We start from the raw sequence: 24,662 nt of genomic DNA, 5'->3' as shown, positions 1-24,662 counted from the left end.
CGTGGCGTGCAGCGGACTGCACATCCGCATGCGCCATGCCTCAGACCGGCAGCGGCGCGCCCAGCGCCGGCGGCTGCGGCGCGGTCAGGCGCTCCACCAGCAACTGCTCGATGGCGGCCACGTCGACCTCGCGTACCACCTGCTGCGCCTGCTCGCCCAGGCCCGGCTGGTAGCCCGGCGCCCACGACAGGATGTCGCCATAGCCGGCGCCGAACTCGGTGTTGGTGTCCACGTACAGCGTCTCGCTGACGGTGGCCAGCTCCGGGCGCAGCCACAGAGCGGTGGCCAGTTCGTCCCACATCGGGAAGCCAGGTTCGCGCCGGCGCAGCGCATGGCCGATCGGCGTGTCGGCGGCGCCCATCCGCGCCAGCAGCTGCGGGGTCAGTTCGGTGGCGGTGGACGGATCCACCGGCACCATCACCATGCGCCGCCACGGCGCACGCATCACGATGCTGGCCGCTTCCGGGTCCCAGCGGATGTTGAATTCGCGCCGCGGCGAATTGACGAACTCGCGCGCGAACTGCGCCGCCGAGACGCTGTCGCGGCGCTGCCGCGGATTGAGGCTGCCGCCCATGTAGACCAACTCCTTGGCCAGCGTGGCGAAGTCGGAATCGAGCCGCTGCGCCAAGGCCAGATTGGTCAGCGGCCCGGTGGCGACGATGCTGACCTCGCCGGGGAACTCGCGCACCTTGCGGATCATGAACAAGGCGGCCGGCTCGCTGGCTGCCTGCACCACCGTGGGATTGCCCAGCGGCAGGTCCGGGACCACGTCGTGCGCGTGGTACCGCGGCGCGCTCTGCACGGTGTCGTGCTCGACCCATTGCCGGGTCCAGGCGCCCTTCCACAGCAACTTGCCGTACAGCGCTTCCCAGCGCTCGGTGGCCACCTCGCTGTTGAGCAGCGGGAACACCGGGCCGGGCAGCACCGGCACTTCGCCGCGCCCGGCGATCTCGAGCAGGCGCCGGGTATGCGCCAGCGCTTCGTCGCGCCAGATGTTGCCGCTGACCACCGAGATGCCCAGCACCTCCACCTCGGGCGATTGCAGCAGCAACAGCTGCGCAGGGGTGAAGCCGTCGATGTCGTCTTCGAGGATGACCCGGCGGCGCGGGGCGGCGGTGCTGCTGGCGGAAGCGATTGGCATGAGGCGGGACAATGGTGGCGGAAGGGGAACGACCGGCGCGTCGGGTGCGATCGACGCGGAACGACGCGACACGTCGAACGCAAGCGTCTGCGACGTGCCGCACGGGCGCTAGGGTAATCGGGTTTGCGCGCACTGCCACGCACGACGAGGCACTGCCGGGTCGCGCCCGTGCCCATTCGTGACGCGCGCGCGCGGACGCCGTGGGCAGCCGCGTAAACTTGCGCGGCCGCAACCGAACCAGGGAAGGACTGCATGCACGACCGAACCGACCGCACCGATCCACCGCCCGCACGCGCGCAGGCGCGCGTGCCGTTGCTGGTGCGCACGACCTCGCCGGCGCATTTCCTGCTGGCGCTGCTGCTCGGCGCCAGCCTGCAGCACGCGCTGCCGTTGCCGTTGCCGCAGGGCGCTGCACTGGCCTGGCTGCAACTGGGCGGCGGCGCCGTCGCGCTCGCCGGCCTGCTGCTGGCGTGCTGGTGCTTCGTGCTGTTCGCACGCGACCGCACCACGCTGCTGCCCGAGCGCGCGCCCTCGCACCTGGTCTGCCACGGGCCCTACCGGCTGACCCGCAACCCGATGTACGTCAGCCTGACCCTGAGTTACCTCGGCCTGAGCGTGCAGATCGGCTGGCCGTGGTCGGCGCTGTTGCTGCCCTTGCCGCTGCTGGCCTTGCAGCGGGTGGTCATCCCCTACGAGGAAGCGCGCCTGCGCGAACGCTTCGGCAGTGCCTATGCGCGCTACTGCGCGCAGGTCGCGCGCTGGCTGTAGCCACTGGCCGCGTCGGCATGCCTCAGCGCGCCAGCCACCAGGCCGCCGCCGCAGCCAGCAACAGCGCCAGCAGCCCCCAACGCCAGGCCCCGCCACGGTCGCCGGCGGCCACGGTCGAGGCGGCACCCAGCGTCGGCGCCGAGCGCAGATGCCGCTGCACCATCTCCAGTGCCTCGCGCAGCGACATGTCCGGATAGTGCTCGAACACCAGCTTGGCGGCCGTGCGCCGCTCGCCGCGACGCAGCGCCAGTTCCGCCGCCGGCGGCAGGCGCCGTTCCTCGGTCGGCGTTTGCGCCGGGGCCGACGTTGCCGGTGTCGCGCCTGCTGCGGCAGCGGAGGCGTGGCGGTCGAGCATCTCCGTCACCGTGCGCGCCGCGCCGGCCAGCAGCCAAGCATCGACCTGCTCCTTCGCACTGCGCAGGTCCATGCCGCTGTGCGCGCGCAGCAGCTTGATCGCCTTGATGATCTGGCCCTGCGCGAGGGCATCGGCGACCTGTGGCGGCGGCGGGTTCGGGTTCATGTCGCAAGTGCTGAGATGGGGACGCGTCAGTCTTGCCGCTGGCCGGTTAAGCGGCCGTGGCAGCGCGCGGCGGCGGGTGGCGACACCCTCACGCATCCATCATTCGGCTCCCCTAAAGATCGGCGCATGAAGATCGAAATCTGGCAAGGCGACATCACCCAGCTCGACGTGGACGCGATCGTCAACGCCGCCAACGAGTCCCTGCTCGGTGGTGGCGGCGTGGACGGCGCCATCCACCGTGCCGCCGGCCCGGAACTGCTGGAAGAATGCCGGCGCCTGCCGGAACTCAAGCCGGGCGTACGCTGCCCGGTCGGCGAGGTGCGTGCGACCGCGGGCCACCAGCTCAAGGCGCGGCACGTGCTGCATACCGTCGGTCCGGTGTGGCGCGACGGCGCCCACAACGAACCGGCCCTGTTGGCCAACTGCTACTGGCGCGCCCTGCGCCTGGCCGAGCAGATGGGCCTGCACTCGGTGGCGTTTCCGGCGATCAGCTGCGGCGTCTACGGTTACCCGCTGCACCAGGCCGCGCGTATCGCGGTGGCCGAGACCGACGCCTGGCAGCGCGCGCATGCGGTGCCCAAGCGGATCATCCTGGTGGCCTACAACGACGCCACCGCCAAGGCGTACCGGCAGGCGTTGCGCGACGCGCAGTGCGCCACCGCAGCCTGAGCGGTCGACCCGGACGCTGACAGCCCCGGCGGACACCCGCGACGAATCACCACAGGGCCTGCGTTCCACCCGGGCGCAGGCACGCCCTGATTGACTGAGATGGCGGCCGCCCAGCGCCCGGCGCCCGGCGCCCTGCGCTGGCACAGCGTGCTGTGGGGATTACCCCGACACCGTGTCAGGGGACCGCGCAAAGAGTGATCGCGCGCTCAGATTCGCTCAGATTGATCGGCGGTGGGAAGGCTACATTGCGCGAGCCTCAACCCTAACGCCACCTTAACATCATGACGATTTCTTGCCGTCCGCGTCCGAGTACGCTGGCGAATGCCCTGTTCGTGCTTCCGTGGGCCGCCGGCCTGGCCTTGACGCTGACCTGCGCGACGGCACTGGCCCAGGAAGCCGCCCCGGCCACCGGCACCAGCACCACCGACGCCGCGGCGCCGATCGCGGTACAGGCGATCCGCGTCACCGGCGTCGGCGACCATCCGCGCGAGCAGATCGATCCGGCGCGCCTGCAGGCGCTGGCCGATGCGCGCCTGCGCGCACTCGGCGGCGGCACGCTGCCGGCCCAGCTCAGCTTCGCGCAACTGCAGCAGATCGCCGACACGCTGACCCAGGCCTACCGCCAGGCCGGCTTCCTGGTCGCCCGGGCATATCTGCCGGTGCAGACCCTGGGGCCGGACCAGGTGGTCGAGATCCGCGTGGTCGAGGGCCGGGTCGGCAAGATCACCGTCGAGGGCGCGCGCCGCTACGACGACCGCCTGATCGCCAGCCCTGCCCTGGCCCTGCAGGGCCAGATCCTGCGCCAGCAGGATCTGCAGTCGGCGCTGCTGTACACCCGCGACCTGCCGGGCGTGTCCGCCACCTCCGTGCTCAAGCCCGGCGCCAACCCCGGCGAGACCGACGTGGTGATCCAGGCCAGCGAGGAGCGCCCGCTGCAGGTCAGCGTCGGCGCCAGCAACTACGGCACCCCGAGCATCGGCCGCTACCGCGCGCAGCTCGGCGTGGACTGGAACAACCCGCTCGGTCTGGGCGACCACCTGTCGGCCAGCTATGCCTATGCGCTGGATCCGGCCAATACCTGGCAGGGCAGCCTCGCCTACCAAGTGCCGATCGCCGGCGTCGACGGCCTCAGCGCCAGCGCGTCCTACACGCGCAGCGTGGTCAACCTCGACAACGGCGCGTTCGCCGCGCTCGACATCCAGGGCCCAACCCAGCAGAGCGCGCTGGGCCTGGACTGGAAGTTCGTCAATTCCGACGCCTGGCGCGTGCAGAGCTGGCTGCACCTGGTCAAGGAGAGCTCGCGCCTGCAGGGCCTGGGCGTGCTGTTGTCCAAGCAAAAATTCGATGTGGCCGAGCTCGGCACCAGCGTGCGCCACGACGATCGCCGGCTTCACGGCATCGACCTGCTGCAGCTCAGCGTGCGCGGCGCGCTCGACGACGATTCGCCGCAGACCGATTACCTGTACGCCCGCCACGACCGCCACTTCACCGTCGCGCGCCTGAGCTACACCCGGCTGCAGGGGCTGACCGCCACGCAGCGCCTGCAGTTGCGCGTCAACGGCCAGTACAGCGACGACACCCTGACCCCGCTGGAACAGTTCTCGCTGGGCGGACCGACCAGCGTGCGCGCCTTCCCGCTCGGCGCCGCGCTCGGCGACCGCGGCTTCGACTCCGGCCTGGAGTACCAGGTGGACGCACCAGGCTTCGCCAGCGCCGCCTCGCCGTTCGGCGGCCGCGCCTGGGGTCAGCTGCTGACCGCCAGCGTGTTCTACGACTACGGCCGGGTCTACCCGAACGGCGCCAACCGCGCGGTGTACGACAGCGTCACCACCTTCGAGGGCGCCGGCGTCGGCCTCAGCTTCCGGCTGCCCGACTGGCACGGACTCTCGTTCGATCTGGCCGCGGCCAAGCCCACCGGCACCACCAAGCCGAGCGACGGCAAGGATGTGCGCTACTGGGCCCGCTTCGGCCTGACCTTCTGACCTGGGGATCTCCATGAACCGCATCTACCGCCTCGTCTTCAACCGCCACCTCGGCGTGCTCCAGGTCGCCTCCGAAGTCGCCACCGGCCACGCCGGCGCCACCGGCACCGGCGCGGCGCGCCTGGCCGCGCCGCTGCTGCCCTTCGCCCTGGCCTGTGCGCTGGCCGCGCCGGCCCACGCCAGCGGCGTGCCGTCGCTGTCCAGCGCCACCGGCGCCACCGTGTCGCAGAACGGCGGCACCCTGCAGATCGACCAGAACGCGGCCAAGGCGGTGCTGAACTGGAACAGCTTCAACGTCGGCAAGGACGCCAGCGTGGTGTTCGTGCAGCCGTCCAGCTCGGCGGTGGCGCTCAACCTGATCGATGCCAGCCGCGGCGCCAGCGTCATCGACGGCAGCCTGCGCGCCAACGGCAATGTGTTCCTGATCAACTCCGCCGGCATCCTGTTCGGCAACCACGCGCAGGTGAACGTCGGCGGCCTGGTCGCCAGTTCGCTGGGCCTGGCCGGCGACGACGACAACGGCTACCTGCTCGCGCGGGGCGACCATGGCGCCGCCAGCGTGGTCAACCAGGGCAGCATCCGCGCCGGCAACGGCGGTTCGGTCAATCTCGTCGGCAACCATGTCGCCAACCGCGGCAGCATCAGCGCCGACGGCGGCGCCATCCGCCTGCTCTCCGCCGATCAGGTCAAGGTGACCATGGACGCGGCCGGCGCGATCGGCATGCAGATGGTCGCGGCGGCCAGCCAGTCGGTGGACGGCGCGGCGGCGGCGGTGGAGAACAGCGGCACGCTGCGCGCCAATGGCGGGCAGATCCTGCTGCAGGCCGGCAGCACCGGGCTGTCGAAGTTGCTGGTCAACAACACCGGCGCGCTCGAAGCCACCGGCATCGACACCTCCGGCGGCAGCGTGCGCCTGGTCGGCAGCGGCGGCGACGTGGCCAGCAGCGGCCGCATCGATGTCTCCGGCACCCACGGCGGCAGCGTGCAGCTGCTGTCCGATGGCGCGGTGAGCGTCGCTGGCCGCATCGACGCCCGCGGCACCGCGGCCGGCGGCAGCGTGCGCATCGGCGGCGGCTATCAGGGCGGCGAACAGTTGCAACACGCCAGTGCGGCCACGGTCGCCGACGGCGCGCTGCTCGATGCCAGCGCGACCGGCCAGGGCAACGGCGGCTCCATCGTGGTCTGGTCCGATGGCCACACCGCGGTGCATGGCGCGCTGCGCGCCAACGCGGCCGGCAGCGGCAGCGGCGGCCTGCTCGAAACCAGCGGCCACACCGTCGACTTCTCCGGCATCACGGTCGGCGCCAAGGGCGCCGGCCCCGGCAGCGCCGGCACCTGGCTGGTCGACCCGGAAGACCTGACCGTGGACAGCGCGGCCGCCAGCACCATCAGCGGCGCGTTGAACGGCGGCACCAACGTCACCCTGCTCACCTCCAGCACCAACGCCAGCGGCCCGGGCACCGTGAGCAACGGCAGCGGCGACATCAACGTCAATGCGGCGATCGGCTGGAGCGGCAACTCCACGCTGACCCTGGACGCCTACCACAGCATCTATCTCAATGCCGCCGTCACCGCCACCGGCAACACGGCCGGCCTGGTGCTGAACTACGGCGGCTACACCGACAACGGCACCGTCGGCGGCACGGGCGACTACTACGTCAACACCCCCGTCTCGCTCGGCGGCGCGCACGCCAGCCTGGCGATCAACGGGCAGGCGTACACGCTGATCCACTCGCTGGCCGACGCGGCCACCTATTTCAACAGCCCCGGCGCCTATGCGTTGGCCCAGGACATCGACCTGGCCGGCGTCACCCGCAGCAGCGCCCTGGTGTCCTCCTTCCAGAGCAAGCTGGCCGGCCTGGGCCACAGCATCAACAACCTGACCATCTCCAGCGCCAGCGGTTACGTCGGTCTGTTCGGCACCACCAGCAGCAACAGCCTCATCCGCGATGTGCACCTGGGCAACGTCTCCATCTCCGGCGGCTATTACGTCGGCGGCCTGGTCGGCTACAACCAGGGCGCGATCAAGAACGTCACCGTCGACGGCGTGGTGAGCGGCACCTCGGGCGGCATCGGCGGATTGGCCGGCTACAACCTGGGTTTGATCGACAACGGCGTGTTCAACGGCAGCGTCAACGGGCAAAACACCGTCGGCGGCGTGGCGGGCAACAACGTCGGCGCCACGATCCGCAATTCCCACAGCACCGGCAGCGTGACCGGCAGCTCCAGCAACACCGGCGGCCTGGTCGGCTACAACGACGGCGGCAGCCTGACCAACACGTATTCCACCAGCACCGTGAGCGGCACCAGTTCCGTCGGCGGCCTGGTCGGAACCAACCAGAACGCCGGCTCGATCAAGAACAGCTACGCCACCGGCAGCGTGACCGGCAGCAGTTCTATGGTCGGCGGGCTGGTCGGCATGAACTACCAGAGCACCATCGCCAACACCTACGCCACCGGCAGCGTCACCGCAACGGCCTCGGTGGGCGGGCTCGTGGGCGTCAATAACGCGGGCGGTGCCAGCGTCAGCTCCAGCAGCGTCAGCAACAGCTACGCCACGGGTGCCGTCATCAGCACCAACAACAACAACGTGGGCGGACTGATCGGCGCCAATTCGGGCAGCGTCAGCAATGCGTCGTGGGACGTCGACAGCACCGGCCAGGCCAATGCCATCAGCAGCGGAGGCGGCGGCAGCGCCACCAATCTGACCAGCTTCGGCAGCAACAACCGTTACAGCCACAGCACCTACGGCAATCTCGGCACCTGGGCGTTGCTCGCCGGCACCAGCAACGTCTACGTCGCCAGCGATGGCGTCGGCAGTCCGGCCTGGATCATGATCGAGGGGCAGACGCGCCCGTTCCTGGCCAGCGAGTACAGCACCACCATCGGCAACGCACACCAGTTGCAACTGATGGCGTACAACATGGCGGCCAACTACAGCCTGTCGGCCGACATCGACGCCAGCCAAACCGCCGGCAGCAACGCCAGCGGCATGTGGAGCAGCGCCGGCTTCAGCCCGGTCGGCGACAGCAACAACGCCTTCACCGGCAGCCTCGACGGCGCGAACCGCACGATCTCCGCGCTGACCATCGCCCGCGGCGGCACGTCCTACGTCGGCCTGTTCGGCAACACCGGCGCCGCCAGCCGGATCGTCAACCTCGCCCTGACCGGCGCCACCGTCACCGGCACTGCCTACGTGGGCGGCGTCGCCGGCTTCAATGCCGGCACGCTCAGCGGCATCCGCGTCACCGGCACCATGAGCGGCACCGGCAACTTCATCGGCGGCCTCACCGGCTACAACAACGCCGGGACGATCACCGGCGCGCAGACCAGCGGCAGCGTGGTCGGCAGCGGCGGCCCCTACAGCGGCAACTACGTCGGCGGACTGATCGGCAGCAACGCCAGCGGCACGATCAACGCGTCGTCCTCGTCGAGCACGGTCTCCGGCGGCAGCAGTGTCGGCGGCCTGGTCGGCAACGACTACCAGGGCAACTACAGCAACGTGCAGGCCAGCGGCAGCGCGACCAGCACCAGCACTGCCAGCGGCGACCATGTCGGCGGGCTGATCGGCAACGCCAATCAGAGCCAGATCCAGAACGCCTCGGCCAGCGGCAACGTCACCGCGACCACCACGCATGCGGGCGGTCTGCTAGGCCAGGCGTCCACCGCTACCCTCACCAATGTGCAGGCCAGCGGGAGCGTCTCCGGCTCGAACTACGTCGGCGGGCTGATCGGAGTGGCGAACAGGGGGACCATCACGAACGCGCACGCGACCGGTGGCGCATCGGGAGTCAGCTATGTCGGCGGACTGGTCGGTAACCTCTTCAGCACAAGCCTCAGCGACGCTTACGCCGTCGGCGATGTTTCCGGCACGTGGTACATCGGCGGGCTGGTCGGGTACAACTCTCGAGGCAGTCTGGCCCGTGTCTATGCCACTGGTTTCATCGCCGCCACCGAGTATGCGGGCGGCCTGGTCGGTTACAACCTGACCGGCACCATCAACGCGGCCTATGCCGGCGGCCGTGGCGTGATCGGCACCCAGTATCTCGGCGGTCTGGTCGGCTATAACGATGGCGGCATCATCAACGCCAGCTACGCCATCGGCGACATAGGCGGCAGCAACGCCGTCGGCGGCCTGGTCGGCACCAACAGTGGCACGATCAACGCCAGCTTCTTCGCCACCGACATCGGCGGTAATCCGATCAACGCCGGCCTGCGCTTGGCGGGCAGCAACACCGGCAGCATCGATGCGATCAGCGGCGGCAGGTCCTGGAGCGCGTTGAACACGCTGTCCACCTTCACCGATGCCGGCTGGGCGATCGACAACCGCGGCGGCACCGGCCAGACCTGGCGCCTGTACGAACACATGGGCACGCCGCTGCTGCGCAGCTTCCTGACCCCGTTGACGATCAGCACCAGCCTCTCCGGGCTCGACAAGACCTACGATGGCAACGGTGTCAGCGGCACGATCTCGTCCTACACGGCCGGCGGCGCATTCAACCCCAGCCTGCTGTTCGGATCGTCGCTGCGCTACGCGACCGCAGGCAATGGCGTCGGCAGCTATACGACCGGCAACGGCATGCTGCAGATCGGTGGCCTGGCGTCCTCGCAACAGGGCTACGACATCGGCTACGTGGTCTCCGGCGGCATCGCCATCACCCCGGCGACGCTGACGGTGACGGCGACCTCGGGCTCCAAGACCTACGGCAGCACCCTCAACCTCAGCGGCTACCGCGTTTCCGGCCTGATCGGCAGCGACAGCGTCTCCGCGGTCGCGCTGAGCAGCGCGGGCGCCGGTAGCGGCGCCGCAGTGGGCAACTATGCCGTCACCGCCTCCGGCGCGACCGGCGCCGGGCTGTCCAACTACGTCGTCAACTACGTCGACGGCAGCCTGCGCGTCGATCCGGCGACGCTGCGCATCGTCGCCAGCGACGCCAACAAGACCTACGGCGGCACCGTCACCCTCAGCGGCTACCGCGTTTCGGGCCTGCTCAACGGCGACACCGTCTCCGGCGTCGCCCTGGGCAGCGCCGGCGCCGGTGCCGGCGGCGCGGTCGGCAACTACGCCATCACCGCCTCCGGCGCGACCGGCGCCGGGCTGTCCAACTACGTCGTCAGCTACGTCGACGGCAGCCTGCGTGTCGATCCGGCCACCCTGCGCATCGTCGCCAACGACGCCAACAAGACCTACGGCGGCACCATCAACCTCAGTGGCTACCGCGTTTCGGGCCTGCTCAACGGCGACACCGTCTCCGGCGTCGCCCTGGGCAGCGCCGGCGCCGGTGCCGGCGCCGCGGTCGGCAACTACGCCATCACCGCCTCCGGCGCGACCGGCGCAGGGCTGTCCAACTACGTCGTCAGCTACGTCGACGGCAGCCTGCGCGTCGATCCGGCCACCTTGCGCATCGTCGCCAGCGATGCCAGCAAGACCGTCGGCAGCACCGCCACCCTCACCGGCTACCGTGTCTCCGGCCTGCTCAACCGCGACACCGTCTCCGGCGTCGCCCTGAACAGTGCCGGTGCCGGCAACGGCGCTGCGGTCGGCAACTACGCCATCACCGCCTCCGGCGCCACCGGCGCAGGGCTGTCCAACTACACCATCAGCTACGTCGATGGCCTGTTGAACGTGGTCGCCGGCAACGGCGATGGCGGCGGCGCTGTCCAGTTGCCCACCACCACCGTGCAGGCGATCAACACCTCGGTCGCCGCCGCCACGGTGACCAGCGATGGCGGCAGCACGACAGAAACCAGTCCGCAAAAGGCCGACGAGACGGCCAGGCAACTGGCGGCCGCGGCACATGGCGGCAGCAGCGGCACCGTGACGGCCGCCACCGACTCGATCCTGATCGTCGACGGCGGCATCCGCGCCCCGGCGGTCGCCTGCAGCCCGGGCGCGTCCAACGCCTCCGCGGACAGCTGCATCATCCGGCAGTAGCCGGGAATGACCTGACGACACCGCGCGGCGGTGTCGTCGGGTCATGGCACGGCTTTCGTCACGGCCCTCGCCGGCACACGAATCGGCACCGGGCTCTCTGCACGAACGCGCGGCGATCGGTCGTCGCCGCGCCCGATTGTTTTTGCTGTTGGCGCAGGGCGTGCGTCGGGATACGCACGGCCGCCTGCGATCAGGCATCCATCGCCGGCGGCACGCGCGACACTGCGAGCTGTGTATCCGGGCGGCGCGGCAGCAGCAATACGAAGCAGACCGACTCGTCGGGTGCCTGCCTGGCCAGGCCTACCCATCCCCCAAGACGTTCGGCGATGCGCCGCACCAGGTACAGACCGAGCCCCGCGCCCGGCGCATGCCGCGCGCTTTCGCCGCGGTAGTACTTCTGGAACAGCCGCTCGCGTTCGGCAGGCGCGATGCGTTCGCCCGGATTGGCGACCTCCAGCCGCAGCCCTCCGGCACTGCCGCGGACGCGCACGCGGATGGCCATGCCCGCCGGGCAATGGCGGTCGGCATTGGCGAGCAGGTTGCGCACGGCCACCCGCAGCAGTCCGGTGTCGGTGAGCAGACCATCGTCGTCGGTGAGAACCTCGCAGACCACGCGCTGCGGCGGGAAGTCACCGCACAGGTCGTCGAGCAGGACGCGCAGGGCGCACGGCTGCAGCCGCAGTTCCGAGGCCGCCTCGCCCATGCGGTCGTCGGCGAGATACTCGTCCACCAGCGCCAGCAGCCGTTGCGCCGCGTCGCGGATGTTGCCGCAGCGCACGCGATTGCGTTCCGGCGGCGCATCCAGCTTGCGCGCCAGCTGTTGCGCCGAGGTCATGATGACGGCCAGCGGCGTGCGGAACTCGTGCGACACCATCGCCACGAAATCGCGTTGCTCCTGCATGACCTTGCGCTCGGTCTGCAGCAAGCCGCGCAGGTCGTTCTCCAGCGCCTGCCGCCTGCCGATTTCGTTGCGCAGCTCTGCGGTGCGCAACGCCACGTCACGCTCCAGCGCCAGACCGTGCCTGCGCGCGAGTGCCACCGCGACCTCGGCATGCCGCCGTTCGCGCAATCGGCGCTGCCGCTCGTAACGGCCGATGAGGAACACGCTCAGCAGCGTCATGTGCAGCATGGTGCCGAACGTGGTGGCGTACTGGGTCCACGCATTGACCGGGACGAATCCGAGGTTGCGCAGGAAGCCCAACATCACCCCCAGATAGAACGGAAAGAACGCGAGCACGAAGAACAGCGCCGGCCGATAGCGGCGCCACAGCAGGTGCAGCCCCAGCCCCGCCAGCAGCAGGATCTCCAGCAGACCCAGCGACTGCACCGGCTGCATGCCCCAGGCGTAGTGGCCGGCGAGCACGAACACGGCGCACCCGAACGCGACCGCCCAGAGCAGACGTGTGCCCCAGCGCACCAGCCGCGGATGAAAGGCGCGCAGGTTCAGTTGCCGGCTGGCGACCTGGAATCCCACCGTCAGACTGCAGGCGATGCTGATGCCCAACAGCGTGTCGCTCCACGCCATCGGCATGCCGGTGACCTGCTGCACCAGGCCGATGGACATCGCTTCGTTGAACACGCAGCCGCCGAGATAGGCCACGAACAGGCCACTCATGCGCGCGCGCGTGGCGAGCCAGAACAACACGTGCAGGCACAGCAGCAACAGGTAGAAGCCGAAATACAGGCCGAACTGCAGCCCCTCGCGCCGCGAGTGGTTATCGAAGGGCAGGCGTTGCCAGACGTCCAGACGGGTGACCAACGCGTTCTTGCTGCGCAACCGCAGCAGCACCTCGTAATCGCCCGCATGCGTTGGCGCGAACTGGAAGACGGGGCTGCGGTAGTCCACCGGCCAATCGCGCCGCGGCACGCGTTCGCCGCTGTCCCCCAGCGCGCGCCAGGCGCCGCCCTCGGGCCGCACGTAGGCCTGCACGTCGTCGAGCAAGGCATTGCTCAATCGCACCATCCAGCCGCCGGGCGGTACACTCTGGACATGAACAGGCAGGCGCAGCCACACGGCACCGTCGGCGAATCCCGCGTTGAGGCCGTCGGGCAGCCGGGTCCAGCCGGTCGCGGCGGCGGCCTGCACCACGTCCAGTCGGCCGTGCGGATCGTCCAGGCGCTGCAGATACCCGCTCGCATCCTGGTGCGCGCTGGTCAGCGGCAGCGCCGCGACCGCGGATGGCGCCGCGTCGGCGGCCACGGCCACGCCCACCACGAGCCATGCGCCCACCAGCCAGCGCCACCATTGCGCCATCATTCGCCATACCGCACCCTTGCCAGCCGATGACGTTACAGCAAACCGCACTGCGCGAGGACGCGACTCCATGTCCGAGGTGATCCTGCTCGAGGACGAGCCGGTGCTGTGCGAAGAACTCGGCGAGTTCCTGCAGGATCTGGGCTACGTCGTCCTCTGCGTGGACAGCATCGCCGGCTTCCGGCAACGATTCGATCCGGCGCGCCACACCATGGCCGTGATCGACGTCGGTCTTCCCGACGGCAGCGGCCTGGAACTGGTCAGTGAACTGCGGCGTGCCGGCCATCGGCTGGGCATCGTGGTGTTCAGTGCACGCAACACCGCCAGCGACCGCATCGCGGGACTGGAACTCGGCGTGGACCACTACCTGGGCAAGGGCGTCGATCTGGACGAACTCGCCGCCACGCTGGCGTCGCTGGGCCGGCGCCTGGCCCTGCCGCCACCGGCGGCGCGCTGGGTCCTGGAACTGGCCGCCGCACGCCTAAACGTTCCCAACGCGCCGCCGGTGCCGCTGTCGCGCCAGGATCTGCTGGTGCTGGCCTGCCTGATGCGCCATGCCGGCGAGAGCGTGGGCCACCGCGAGATCGCCGACGCGCTGGGGGTGAACTTCCTCGAGTACGACCGGCGGCGGCTGGACACGCAGATGTACCGCCTGCGGCGCCGCGTGGAGGAAATCAGCGGACGCCCGCTGCCGGTGAAGACCTTGCGCAACAGCGGCTATCGCTTCCACGCGCCGGCGGCGTTGGCGCCCTGAGCGCCGCGGCGTGCCTCGCCGACGCGCCCTGCGGCCTGGCCACCAGTGCGCAAGCTCCGCTGCCGGCTCCCGCAACACGATGGCCCCTAAACGAAAAACGCCGGCGATGCCGGCGTTTTTCTTTCCTCGCAGGCGTTGCGGGGCCGATCAGCCCTGCCACTTGCCCAGCGCGGCCAGGCCGTTTTCCTTGGCGCGCTCATACACCACCTGCTGCGCCTTGGCGAAATTGCCCTTCATGTCCTGCGCCCACAGCTTCAGCGCGGCCTGCTGCATGGCGCGGCCGTAGGAGAAGCTCAGCGGCCACGGCAGGTTGCCGAGCTGGTTCATCGCGTTGAGGTGCGCGGTGGACTGCTCGTCGGTCTGACCGCCGGACAGGAACACGATGCCCGGGAGGATCGCCGGCACGGTGCTCTTGAGGCACATCACGGTGGACTCGGCCACTTCCTCGACACTGGCCTGCTCGTCGCAGTCCTTGCCGGCGATGACCATCGAGGCCTTGAGGATGGTGCCTTCCAGGACCACGTTCTGCTCGTACAGCGCGCCGAACAGCGAACGCAGCGTGGCTTCGGTGACCTCGTAGCAGGTCTCGATGTCGTGGTCGCCGTCCATCAGCACTTCCGGCTCCACCATCGGCACCAGGCCCTGCTCCTGGCACAGCGCGGCATAACGGGCCAGCGCATGCGCATTGGTCTCGATGCACACGCCCGACGGGATGTCCTCGCCGATGGTGATGACCGCACGCCACTTGGCGAAGCGCGCGCCGAGCTTGTAGTACTCCTCCAGGCGCGCGCGCAGACCGTCCAGGCCTTCGGTGATCAGTTCGCCCGGCATGCCGGCCAGCGGATGCGTGCCCTTGTCGACCTTGATGCCAGGGATGATGCCGTGCTCGGCCATGTACTTGGCGAACGGCACGCCGTCCTTGGTCTTCTGTCGGATCGTCTCGTCGTACAGGATCGCGCCGGAGATGTGGTCGCTCAGCTTGGGCGTGGTCAGCAGCAGCTCGCGGTAGGCACGGCGATTCTCTTCGACATTCTCGATGCCCACGCCGGCGAAGCGCTTGGCGATGGTGCTGGTGGATTCGTCGATCGCGATGATGCCCTTGCCCGGGGCGACCATTGCCTGTGCGGTTTCGGCAAGCTGTTCGATGCTCATACGGTTCCTGATGGCTGCAGCGGGGGAACGCCCATTATACCGGGCCGGCCTGCATGCATTCCGTTACCGCGGGAATTGCAAGCGGTTACAGGCGTAGACCGTGCATGTTCCCGGCACGTCAGCCAAGTGCATCCGTCATTGCGTCACACTGCGCCTCTTGTTCGGCCTGCGCGGTCTGCAGCGGCGCGGCGTCCAGGGCCGGCACCGGCGCAGGCGCGCCCTGCGCTGTCGGCAAGGCGATGTCGAGCGCATCGAGCAACGGCTGCCAGTCGTCGGCACTGCGCGCGCGGCGGTGCGCCAGCAACGCGGCGTGGTGGCGCAGCCCCGGCAGCTGCCAGCGCAGTTCGCAGCAGACGCGATCGACTTCCTCGGCCGCTTCCGGCGCGGCGATCAGCCACGGCAGTTGCTCGACCATCTTGCCGGCGCCGGAATCGTGGATGGCCATGATGTAGCCCACGATCAACAGCAGCAGATGCTGCAAGGCCGCGCGCTCGTCCTCGCGCAGGTCGCCGCCGCGCTGCAGCCGCAACGCCTCGTCGCGTGCCCGTTCCAGGCCGTCGAGCAGGGCGGCCACCACCTCGCGCAGGTGCTGCGGATCGTGCGCCGGCGCCTGTTCCAGCGCGCAGTCGCGCAGGCGCTCGGTCAGCAGGTCGACCACGTCGCGCGGGAACTGTCCGGGCACCACGCGCAGCGCGATGCGCATCCGCGCCAGCGCCTGCGCATGGCCCTGCTCGCGTTCGAACAACCCATCCAGCGCTTCGGCACAGGAGATCAACCGGCCCAACGGCGACAGCGCCGACGCGCCGACCGGATAGCCGGAGCCGTCGATGCGTTCGTGGTGCTCGCGTGCGGCCGCGGCCTGCTGCGCCGAGTACACGCCGGATTCGCCCAGCAGCGCGGCGCTGATCACCGGGTGCACGCAGCGCATGCGCCACTGCGCGAAGTCCTGCTGCGCCTCCGGAATCTCCAGCACCACCGGATCCACGTACATCTCGCCGAGATCGTGCAGCAGGCCGACTTCCGCGGCCTCGCGCATCGCCGCATCCGAGCGCGACAGCAGCGCCGCCAGCCAGGACACCAGCATCGCCACCCGCACCGCGTGCGAGAACGCGGCCGGCCGGGTCTGGCCGAGGGTGGTCAGCAAGGTGCCCGGCGCGCCCAGCGTGCGGGCGCGGGCCAGCATGGCCATCACCGGCTGCGCCTGCTCGCCCAGCAACTGCCGCAGGTGCGGGTGTTCGTCCAGTTCGCGCTGCGCGGCCAGTTGCACTTCGCTCGGGCGCAGTTCCTCGCAGAACGCCAGCGAGGATTCCAGCGGACGCAGCAGGCGCCGCGCGATCAGGCGCTCGCGCAGGCCGGCGTTGATGCGCTGGCCCTTGGCGACGAGCAGGATGCCGCGGCGGTCGCGGATATCCTCGGTGACCACCAGCTCGCGCGTGGCCGAGGCCTGGATCAGGTGTTCAAGGCAATGCGTGCCGGGGCGCTCGGGCAGGTCCAGCCCGAGTTCGGCGTGCGCGCTTGGGGACGTCATGGGGGTGTCGCACGATCAGGGAACGGGAGGGCGCCGCGCCGTTCCATGCGCGATCGAACAGGTATTGCCGACGGCGCGGCGGCCGGAGCCGCCGCGCCGCGTCCTTCAGAGTTCGCCCAGGCCGCTGGCACGGCCGTCCGGGCCGACCTCGAGCAGGCGCAGGGTGTTGGTCGCGCCGTGGGTTTCCATGTGCTCGCCGCTGGTGAACACCACGCGGTCGCCCGGCGCCAGCAGGCCGGCTTCGACCAGCACGCGGATCGCGCCGCGCGCGGCCTCGCGCGGGGTCAGGCCGCGACTGTCGAAGTTGATCGGGAACACGTCGCGCATCATCGCCATGTGCCGGCGCGCGCCGTCGTGGCGGGTCACCGCGAAGATCGGCGCCTTGGCGCGGAAGCGCGACAGGTAACGCGGGGTGCCGCCGGATTCGGTCATCGCCACGATCGCGCGCACGCCCACATGCTGGGACAGGAACATCGTCGCCATGGCGATGGCCTGGTCGGCGCGCTCGAGGTTGCGCGGGGCCATGCCGAAGTCGGTTTCGGTCTCGAACTGGCGCTCGGCGCCCAGGCAGATGCGCGCCATCGCCTCGACCGCACGGATCGGATAGGCGCCGGCGGCGCTCTCGGCCGACAGCATCACCGCGTCGGTGCCGTCGATCACCGAGTTGGCCACGTCCAGCACTTCGGCGCGGGTCGGGATCGGGCTTTCCACCATCGACTGCAGCATCTGCGTGGCGGTGATCACCACTTTGTTCTGCGCCAGCGATTCCTTGATGATCTTCTTCTGCAGGCCCGGCAGCTCGGCGTCGCCGATTTCCACGCCCAGGTCTCCACGCGCGACCATCACCACGTCCGAGGCCTCGACGATCTCGCTCAGGTTCTCGATCGCCTCGGTGCGCTCGATCTTGGACACCAGCGCCGCGTCGCAGCCGTGCGCGCGGGCGATGCGCCGCGCCTCGTTCATGTCCTCGGCGTTGCGGCAGAACGACACCGCGATGAAGTCCACGCCGATCTTGGCGACGATGCCGATCAGTTCCTTGTCGCGCTCGGTCAGCGCGCCCAGCGACAGGCCGCCGCCCTGCTTGTTGAGCCCCTTGCGATCGGACAGCACGCCGTCGTTGAGCACGCTGGTGACGATGCGCTCGCCCTGCACCTCGACCACCTTCAGCTGCATCAGGCCATCGTCCAGCAGCAGGACGTCGCCCGGCGCCACGTCCTGCGGCAGGCCCAGGTAGCTGACGCCGACCTGGCTGGCGTCGCCCGGCGCGGCATTGGGGTCGGCGATGAGGTCGAAGCGGTCGCCGAGCTTGAGCGAGACCTTGCCCTGGGCAAAGCGCTCGATGCGGATCTTCGGACCGGGCAGGTCGGCGAGGATGCCGATCTCGGCGCCGACGCGGGCCGCGGCGGCGCGCACTTCGGCGGCGCGCTTGGCCTGGCCGGACGGATCGCCGTGGCTGAAGTTCAACCGCACCACGTTGACGCCGGCGCGGAACAGATCCTCGAGCACGCCGGGCGGGTCGGTGGCCGGACCGAGGGTGGCGAGAATCTTGGTGCGGCGCTGGCGTTCGATCATGATGGCATCCTTGGAAAAAGCGCTCAAAGCTAGCACACGCGCCCATCACACAGCATGGCATTTCGGCATAGACGCACGCGCGGCCCGGCATAGCGTGCGGACAATGCGGGACAGTATGTGGTCATGCCACACCAACAGCCGCCGGCCCGCGGCCACCGCGCGGGCAGGCGACGCAGCATGCGCAGCCAGCGCCCTGTGCGCCGGACGCACCGGCGCACGTGCCCATTCAGGCCGCGACGAGCGCCGGCAACTGCGCCGGCGACTGCGCCAGCACATCGGCACCGGCCTGGCGCAGTTCCTCGGCATCGCCGAAGCCCCACAGCACGCCGATGCTGCGCATGCCGTGATGGCGCGCGCCGTCGATGTCCATGCGCCGGTCGCCGATCATGCGGCACTGCGCCGGCACGACAGAAAGCCGCCGCAGCGCCTCCGCGATCAGGTCCGGCTTGGCCCGCCGCGCGCCGTCGTCGCTGGCACCGACGATCTCCTCGAAGCGAGCGCCGAACGGCAACTGCTCGACGATGCGCCGCGCGAAGCGTTCGTTCTTCGAGGTCACCACCGCCAAGCGGTGACCGGCCGCAGCCACCGCCTCCACCGCCGCGCCGATGTCCGGGAACACCGTGTGCTCGCGCCAGCCGTGGCTGTCGTAGCGGCTGCGGTACAGCGTCAACGCCTGCTCCACCAACGCCGCATCGCCGCCGAAGTGCTGCTGGAAGCTGTCGCGCAGCGGCGGACCGATCCAGGCGCGCAACTGCGCCGGGGTCGGCAGCGGCTGACCCAGTTCGGCGAAGGCATGGCGCAGGCTGCCGACGATGCCGGCCTCCGAATCGACCAGGGTGCCGTCCAGGTCGAAGAACAGGACGTCGGCGGCGCTCACGCGCCGCGCGCCTGCAGTGCGGCCACCGCCGGCAGGGTCTTGCCTTCCAGGAACTCCAGGAACGCGCCGCCGCCGGTGGAGATGTAGCTGACCTGCTCGGCGATGCCGTACTTGTCGACCGCGGCCAGGGTGTCGCCGCCGCCGGCGATGGAGAACGCCGACGAGGCGGCGATCGCCCGCGCCAGGGTCTCGGTGCCCTTGCCGAAGGCGTCGAACTCGAACACGCCGACCGGGCCGTTCCAGACCACGGTACCGGCCTTGGCGATCAGCTCGGCGTAGTGCGCGGCGGTCTGCGGGCCGATGTCCAGGATCAGGTCGTCGTCGGCGACGTCGGTGACCGCCTTCACCGTGGCCTCGGCGTCGGGCATGAACTGCTTGGCCACCACCACGTCGCTGGGCAGCGGGATCGCCGCGCCGCGCGCATTGGCGTCGGCCACGATCTTGCGCGCGGTGTCGAGCAGGTCCGGCTCGCACAGCGACTTGCCGACCGCATGCCCGGCCGCGGCGATGAAGGTGTTGGCGATGCCGCCGCCGACGATCAGCTGATCGACCTTGTCCACCAGGTTGGACAGCAGTTCCAGCTTGGTCGAGACCTTGCTGCCGGCGACGATCGCCAGCAGCGGCTTGGCCGGTTGCTCCAGCGCCTTGGCCAGCGCATCCAGCTCCGCCATCAGCAGCGGGCCGCCGGCGGCGACCGGGGCGAACCTGATCACGCCATGGGTGGACGCCTGCGCACGGTGCGCGGTACCGAACGCGTCCATCACGAACACGTCGCACAGCGCCGCGTACTTCTTCGCCAGGGCCTCGTCGTCCTTGCCCTCGCCGACGTTCATGCGGCAGTTCTCCAGCAGCACGATCTGCCCGGGCTGCACGTCCACGCCATCGACCCAGTCGCGGATCAGCGGCACGTCGACGCCGAGCAGGGCAGCCAGGCGGATGGCCACCGGCTCCAGCGAATCCTCCTGGGTCCACACGCCTTCCTTGGGCCGGCCCAGATGCGAGGTCACCATCACCGCCGCGCCCTGCTCCAGCGCGTGCTTGAGCGTCGGCACCGAGGCCAGGATGCGCTGCTCGGAGGTGATCAGGCCATTGTCGATCGGCACATTCAGATCTTGCCGGATCAGCACGCGCTTGCCGGACAGGTCGAGATCGGTCATTCGCAGGATGGACATGTGATTGCTCGCTTTCGTGGGGTTGCAAAGGGAAAACCGCGCCATCGGGGCAGTATCGGCGTCGGCATCGGAACGTCGGGTGCACGCCGTTCGGCCGATCGCCGCGCAGCGGCGAAACCGCCATTGTCCGGCGTCGGCCGCACAGCGGCAAATCGATGGGGGACGGTGCGCTGCCCCGCGCGCGCGGCGCGGCGCGCGCGCCGTCGCCGCGGCATCGATCAGCCCGCGCCCTCGCCGGCGCCGGGTTTGCGCAGCAGGCTGAGCGCGAAACCGACCACCAGCAGCGCACCGCCGACCAGCAGCGCCCACAGCAGCCAGGTCTTCCAGTCGCGCGGCGGCGGTGGCGCCTGCAGTGCCGCGGCACCGGCCAGTGGCTGCGCCGCGCCGAGGCTGGCAGTGGCCGGCGCCCATTGCGGCCCACGCTGGGTGTGCAAGGCCTGCAACGCGGCGGCCAGCGGCGCCTGTGCACGCTGGGTGCGCGCACTGCCGGCGGCCAGCGCATAAGGCGGCGCGCCCTGCGCCAGGAACACCAGCGTCTCCGGCTGGTAGCCCAGGCGCAGCGCCGGCCGCTGGCGGCCCGGGTCCTGCGCCGCCAGCAACCGCCAGTAGCGGTCCCGCACCGGCGCAGTCAGCGCCTGCGGCGGCGAGCGGCTGCCGCCGCCCACCTGGTAGGCCAGCCATGGACCGGCGCGGTCCTGCCACGGCGCCTCGGCGCTGTCGCGGCTCTGCACGCGCCATTCGATGGCGTTGTTGCCGGGCAAGGCGATGTCGACGCGCGTCACCGGGTAGCGCCCCGGCGACACGAAGGCATAGCCGTGCTGCGCGGGATCGGTGCTCGCCGCGTCCAGTTGTTGCCAATGCCAGTCGGCGACGACCGGCGTCGGTGCCAGTTCGGCCTCCACCCCGGTCAGCGGCGGCGCGCCGGCACCGGCCAGCGGCAGCAGGCGCAGATAGTGCACTTCGCGGCCGATGGGGATGCGCAGTTGCTGCAGCCGGTGCCCCTGGTTGCTGAGGTCGACCAGGGTCGCATCGGCCACCAGCACCTCCCAGTCGCGCAGATCGTCGCTGCCCTCGACGCGGTAGCGCGCTTGCTGTGGCTGCGCAGCGGCGGCCCATTGCAGCGACAGTGCGCGCAGCGGCGCATGCAACGCGCTGGCATCGACCAGCCAGCCGGCAGCGCCCGCGTCGGAGCCAGCGCCGGCCACGCGGGTCTGGATGCGGCGCACACTGCCGTCGCTGTCGCGCTCGGCGATCAGCTCCAGATCCGGGGTCCGCCCGTCGGGCGCCGCCGGCAGCGGAAACCACGGCAACGGCTGCCGGCGCGGCGCCGTCTCGGCCTGTTCGGCGGCGAACAGGGCCGCCGGCAGCGGGTCGCCGGCCGCGTTGAACACCTCCACGTCGCCCAGCGAGGCGCGCTGCGCGCTGCGGTAGACCGCATCGTCGAGCTGCACGCGATAGGCGCCGGCATCGGCGTCCTGCAGGGTCAGCGGCCACTGCTGGGCGTAGTCGTCGCGCTGGCTGGCGGCGAACGCGCACAGCGGCAACCCAGCCAGCAACAACGGAAACAGCGCACGTCGGATCATGGGATGGCCTCCTCGACCGGTTCGGCAGCGCGCGGCGGCGCCGGCGCCAGATAGCCGACCACCGTACACAACAACCCGTACGCGATGAACGAGGCGATGCCGGCGACGTTGCCGAGGTTGCCGCGGTCCACCAGCAGCAGCTTGCCCAGCACCACCGCCATCAGTACCGCGCCGGCCAGCCACAGGCCGCGCTGGCCGCGCCGCGAGCCCAGCACCCAGCCAAGCACGCCCAGCACGCTCCAGACCACGGTCAGGCTGGTCTGCGCCACGCCATTGCCGAGCACGCCGGGCCACGGCACCGCCGCCCAGTAATGCACCGCATGCAGGGTGACGCTGGTGATCCACAGGAAGCCGGCACCGGCCAACAGCTGGGTGCGCCAGGGCCGCAGCAGCGCCGGCAGCTCCGCGGTGCGGGTCCAGCGCACGCCCAGAACCAGCAGCGCCAGTTGGGTCAGTTCCAGCGGATTGAGCACCGGCACCCAGGGCAGCGGCGCGCTGCTGCCGGGCAGGCTCAGGCTGTACAGCCAGGCCACCGCCAGCAGACCGAAGTAGGTGCTCTGCAGCGCGCCGCGGCACGGCGCGAATGCCGCACCCAGCGGAGCCGCCAGCCAATTCCAGCGCCACAGCGACAGCGCCGTCGCCAGCAACCAGGGCGCCAGCAACAGCATCCAGCGCCAGCCGGCGGCGAGCTCGCTGTGCAGCGCGATCCAGGTGCACAGCAGCCCGACCACGCTGGGCCACACCAGCCACCATACGAACTGCGCCGCACGCGCGACGCCGCCACCGCTGTCGCGCAGGCACAGCAGGCTGCGCACGCCGAGCACCGCGAACAGCGCCCAGGCCCAGGCGCCATGCCCGGCGAACGGCTGCCCGTGCACATCGGCCTGCCAGACCGCCAGCGGCAAGGCCAGGGCCAGGCCACCCAGCGTGGTCGCGGCCAGCGCCAGTGCCGGCCAGCGCCGCTGCGCCTCGGCGGCGAGCCAGCCGCTGACTGCGACCCAGGCGAGCAGCACGTCGGCACGCGCGTCGGCGTCGACGAATCGCACGATCTCGGTGACGCCGATCCCGCACCACCAGAACAGCCCCCACACGTAGTAGCCCAGCGCCGGCACGGCGGCCCGCCCACGGCGGTAGCACCAGGCGCTGGCGAAGCCGGCCAGGGCCAGCAGCAGCCCGCTCATGAAGGTGGCGTTGGCCACCGCCTGGGTGTCCTGGGCGATGTTCTCCACGCCCACCAGGAAACCGAACGACGCCGCCAGTTGCAGGCCGGCGCCGCTGAACTGCGGCAGCCAGCGCCGCTGGCGCAGGCCCAGCCACGCCAACGCCGCACCCTCCAATGCGAACACGCTGGCGGTCGCGCGCGCGGACAGCGCCAGCGGCACCGCCAACGTGGCGAACCCCACCGCCAGCACCGCATACGCCTGCCCCAGCACCGCGAAGCTCGCGCGCCGGATCAGCGCCGCCGCCAGCAGGGCATAGATCGCCGCCAGTCCCAGCGCACACAGCGCCAACGGCAGGCCGTCGCCGCGCAGCAGCCCCGCCTGCAGCGAAAACGCGATCAGCGGCGTGCCGAACACCAGGCTGCCGTCGATCAGCGTGCTGCGCGCTGCCTGGCGCCGCGCGTACAGGATCGGGATCAGCAGGTAGAAGGCGAAGAACAGCAGCAGGAACGGCTCGGTGCTGGCGAACTTCTCGGGCCGGTACTGCAACACGCCCCACAGCGTGCCGATGCCGAAGGTGAAGCCGAACCCGAGCAGGTTCAGCACCCGCCACGGCCGGTACCAGGCGATCGCGAACACCGCCGCATTGAGCAGCGCGTAGTAGGAGAACAGCGCCACATGGTTGCCGCTGCCGGTGGACAGCCACAGCGGCGCGAGGAAGCCGGCCAGCGTGCCCAGCACCGCCAGCGTGCGCGATTCCTGCGCCACCGCCAGCACGCACATGCCCGCGACCAGGGCGATGCTCAGCGCCAGCGCCGCGCCGGCGGGGATCAGCCCGGACAGCTTGAACGCGGCAAACACGGTCAGCAGCAACACGCCGATCGCCCCGCCCTGCAGCGCCAGCGCGAAGCTGCGCTTGCGCGTGCGCTGGCGCCAGCCGAAGGCCAGGCCGGCCAGCGACGCGGCGGCGATGCCGGCGTAGCGCAGCTGGATCGGCATGCGCAGCCAGCCCTGGTCGCCGGCGTACTTCAGCAGTGCGGCGACGCCGGCCAGCAGCACCAGCATGCCGATCTTGACCGGGACATTGCCCTCGGTGAACCAGCGTTTGATCCCGCCCAACAGCCGTTCGATCGGATCCGGCCCACGCGGCGCGGCGGGCTGGGCCGTCGCGGCGGTACGCGCCTGGGCTTGCTGCTGCTCGGCGCGTTCGACCGCGGCGGCCAGCGTCGCGAAATCCTCGCCCCTGGGAGGCACCGGCAAGGGCGGCGGCAGCGGCAGCGGCGGCGGCGCCGCGGCGCGCTCGGCGAACGGGTCTGGACGCGGAAGGTCGAGGCCTGCAGCGAACGGCATGTCCTCCGCCTCGACCTCGGACTCGGCGACGGCGGCCTGGCCCTCTGCGACAGCGGCCGCGGAATCGGCGCGATCCGTTGCGGCGGCAGGCGTGGCGGCGGCCATCCGCGCCACCTGCGCCTCCAGTGCGGCGAGCCGCTGGCGCAGGCGCGACTGCCCGACCAACGCCACGATCGACAGCAGTGGCAACGCCAGCACCACCAGCGCCGCAAACACCACCAGCACGACCAACTTGTCCATTCGTC

The 24,662-nt window shown here is 70.6% G+C and carries 15 protein-coding genes; 5 read left to right on the top strand and 10 right to left on the bottom strand.

Annotated features, from left to right (window positions below):
• Window positions 1-40 precede the first annotated feature (40 nt).
• Window positions 41-1,141 carry a nucleoside hydrolase gene (locus CEK69_RS00750; protein ID WP_152243209.1) on the bottom strand — a complete coding sequence of 367 codons (1,101 nt, stop codon included), beginning with the start codon at window positions 1,139-1,141 and terminating at the stop codon, window positions 41-43.
• 252 nt (window positions 1,142-1,393) lie between these two features.
• On the opposite strand from CEK69_RS00750, the gene CEK69_RS00745 reads away from it, so the two are divergent.
• A complete protein-coding gene (locus CEK69_RS00745; protein WP_017908605.1) occupies window positions 1,394-1,909 on the top strand; it encodes an isoprenylcysteine carboxylmethyltransferase family protein in 516 nt (171 codons plus the stop codon).
• Window positions 1,910-1,931: 22 nt separating this feature from the next.
• Here the strand turns inward: CEK69_RS00745 and CEK69_RS00740 are convergent, their stop codons facing one another.
• The gene (locus CEK69_RS00740; protein WP_152243208.1) at window positions 1,932-2,429 is read right to left on the bottom strand and encodes a hypothetical protein; all 498 of its coding nucleotides are present in this window, start codon (window positions 2,427-2,429) and stop codon (window positions 1,932-1,934) included.
• 126 nt (window positions 2,430-2,555) lie between these two features.
• Here CEK69_RS00740 and CEK69_RS00735 point away from each other — a divergent pair, with 126 nt between their 5' ends.
• From CEK69_RS00735 to CEK69_RS00725, 3 genes are all read left to right on the top strand, one after another.
• Window positions 2,556-3,098: an O-acetyl-ADP-ribose deacetylase gene (locus tag CEK69_RS00735; RefSeq protein ID WP_017912991.1), complete on the top strand. Its 543-nt coding sequence runs from the start codon at window positions 2,556-2,558 to the stop codon at window positions 3,096-3,098.
• Between the two features lie 281 nt (window positions 3,099-3,379).
• Entirely contained in the window at window positions 3,380-5,080 is a 1,701-nt protein-coding gene (locus CEK69_RS00730; protein ID WP_152243206.1) for a ShlB/FhaC/HecB family hemolysin secretion/activation protein, read from the top strand.
• Between the two features lie 13 nt (window positions 5,081-5,093).
• The gene (locus CEK69_RS00725; protein ID WP_152243204.1) at window positions 5,094-11,015 is read left to right on the top strand and encodes an MBG domain-containing protein; all 5,922 of its coding nucleotides are present in this window, start codon (window positions 5,094-5,096) and stop codon (window positions 11,013-11,015) included.
• 190 nt (window positions 11,016-11,205) lie between these two features.
• Here the strand turns inward: CEK69_RS00725 and CEK69_RS00720 are convergent, their stop codons facing one another.
• On the bottom strand, window positions 11,206-13,245 hold the full coding sequence (locus CEK69_RS00720; RefSeq protein WP_226974988.1) for a sensor histidine kinase: 2,040 nt from the start codon (window positions 13,243-13,245) through the stop codon (window positions 11,206-11,208).
• 94 nt (window positions 13,246-13,339) lie between these two features.
• On the opposite strand from CEK69_RS00720, the gene CEK69_RS00715 reads away from it, so the two are divergent.
• Window positions 13,340-14,023 carry a response regulator transcription factor gene (locus tag CEK69_RS00715; protein WP_017908599.1) on the top strand — a complete coding sequence of 228 codons (684 nt, stop codon included), beginning with the start codon at window positions 13,340-13,342 and terminating at the stop codon, window positions 14,021-14,023.
• Between the two features lie 147 nt (window positions 14,024-14,170).
• Here CEK69_RS00715 and CEK69_RS00710 read toward each other — a convergent pair whose 3' ends face one another.
• The 7 genes from CEK69_RS00710 to CEK69_RS00680 form a co-directional block, all read right to left on the bottom strand.
• Entirely contained in the window at window positions 14,171-15,175 is a 1,005-nt protein-coding gene (locus CEK69_RS00710) for a class I fructose-bisphosphate aldolase (protein WP_010341500.1), read from the bottom strand.
• 118 nt (window positions 15,176-15,293) lie between these two features.
• Window positions 15,294-16,703 carry an HD domain-containing phosphohydrolase gene (locus CEK69_RS00705; protein ID WP_152243200.1) on the bottom strand — a complete coding sequence of 470 codons (1,410 nt, stop codon included), beginning with the start codon at window positions 16,701-16,703 and terminating at the stop codon, window positions 15,294-15,296.
• Window positions 16,704-16,808: 105 nt separating this feature from the next.
• A complete protein-coding gene (gene pyk / locus CEK69_RS00700) occupies window positions 16,809-18,275 on the bottom strand; it encodes a pyruvate kinase (RefSeq protein ID WP_010341498.1) in 1,467 nt (488 codons plus the stop codon).
• Between the two features lie 226 nt (window positions 18,276-18,501).
• The gene (locus tag CEK69_RS00695) at window positions 18,502-19,152 is read right to left on the bottom strand and encodes an HAD-IA family hydrolase (protein WP_152236159.1); all 651 of its coding nucleotides are present in this window, start codon (window positions 19,150-19,152) and stop codon (window positions 18,502-18,504) included.
• Window positions 19,149-20,324, bottom strand: a complete 1,176-nt coding sequence (locus CEK69_RS00690; protein WP_026144302.1) for a phosphoglycerate kinase — start codon at window positions 20,322-20,324, stop codon at window positions 19,149-19,151. The genes CEK69_RS00695 and CEK69_RS00690 overlap by 4 nt, the downstream gene beginning before the upstream one ends.
• 218 nt (window positions 20,325-20,542) lie before the next feature.
• On the bottom strand, window positions 20,543-21,907 hold the full coding sequence (locus tag CEK69_RS00685; protein WP_152243198.1) for a DUF3999 domain-containing protein: 1,365 nt from the start codon (window positions 21,905-21,907) through the stop codon (window positions 20,543-20,545).
• Window positions 21,904-24,657 carry a DUF2339 domain-containing protein gene (locus CEK69_RS00680; RefSeq protein WP_152243196.1) on the bottom strand — a complete coding sequence of 918 codons (2,754 nt, stop codon included), beginning with the start codon at window positions 24,655-24,657 and terminating at the stop codon, window positions 21,904-21,906. Before CEK69_RS00680 ends, CEK69_RS00685 begins: the two co-directional genes overlap by 4 nt.
• Window positions 24,658-24,662 lie beyond the last annotated feature (5 nt).

Source organism: Xanthomonas sp. LMG 12462, from assembly GCF_009192885.1.
In the GTDB taxonomy this organism is placed as follows: Bacteria; Pseudomonadota; Gammaproteobacteria; order Xanthomonadales; family Xanthomonadaceae; genus Xanthomonas_A; species Xanthomonas_A sontii.
This window is presented reverse-complemented; position numbering and strand designations above follow the sequence as displayed.

Bases quoted from the DNA above. Each gene is read 5' to 3' on its own strand.
- CEK69_RS00730 (WP_152243206.1), top strand. From the start codon at position 3,380: ATGACGATTTCTTGCCGTCCGCGTCCGAGTACGCTGGCGAATGCCCTG.
- CEK69_RS00735 (WP_017912991.1), top strand. From the start codon at position 2,556: ATGAAGATCGAAATCTGGCAAGGCGACATCACCCAGCTCGACGTGGAC.
- CEK69_RS00710 (WP_010341500.1), bottom strand. From the start codon at position 15,175: ATGAGCATCGAACAGCTTGCCGAAACCGCACAGGCAATGGTCGCCCCG.
- CEK69_RS00725 (WP_152243204.1), top strand. From the start codon at position 5,094: ATGAACCGCATCTACCGCCTCGTCTTCAACCGCCACCTCGGCGTGCTC.
- CEK69_RS00740 (WP_152243208.1), bottom strand. From the start codon at position 2,429: ATGAACCCGAACCCGCCGCCGCCACAGGTCGCCGATGCCCTCGCGCAG.
- CEK69_RS00715 (WP_017908599.1), top strand. From the start codon at position 13,340: ATGTCCGAGGTGATCCTGCTCGAGGACGAGCCGGTGCTGTGCGAAGAA.
- CEK69_RS00750 (WP_152243209.1), bottom strand. From the start codon at position 1,141: ATGCCAATCGCTTCCGCCAGCAGCACCGCCGCCCCGCGCCGCCGGGTC.
- CEK69_RS00705 (WP_152243200.1), bottom strand. From the start codon at position 16,703: ATGACGTCCCCAAGCGCGCACGCCGAACTCGGGCTGGACCTGCCCGAG.
- CEK69_RS00685 (WP_152243198.1), bottom strand. From the start codon at position 21,907: ATGATCCGACGTGCGCTGTTTCCGTTGTTGCTGGCTGGGTTGCCGCTG.
- pyk (WP_010341498.1), bottom strand. From the start codon at position 18,275: ATGATCGAACGCCAGCGCCGCACCAAGATTCTCGCCACCCTCGGTCCG.
- CEK69_RS00690 (WP_026144302.1), bottom strand. From the start codon at position 20,324: ATGTCCATCCTGCGAATGACCGATCTCGACCTGTCCGGCAAGCGCGTG.
- CEK69_RS00680 (WP_152243196.1), bottom strand. From the start codon at position 24,657: ATGGACAAGTTGGTCGTGCTGGTGGTGTTTGCGGCGCTGGTGGTGCTG.
- CEK69_RS00745 (WP_017908605.1), top strand. From the start codon at position 1,394: ATGCACGACCGAACCGACCGCACCGATCCACCGCCCGCACGCGCGCAG.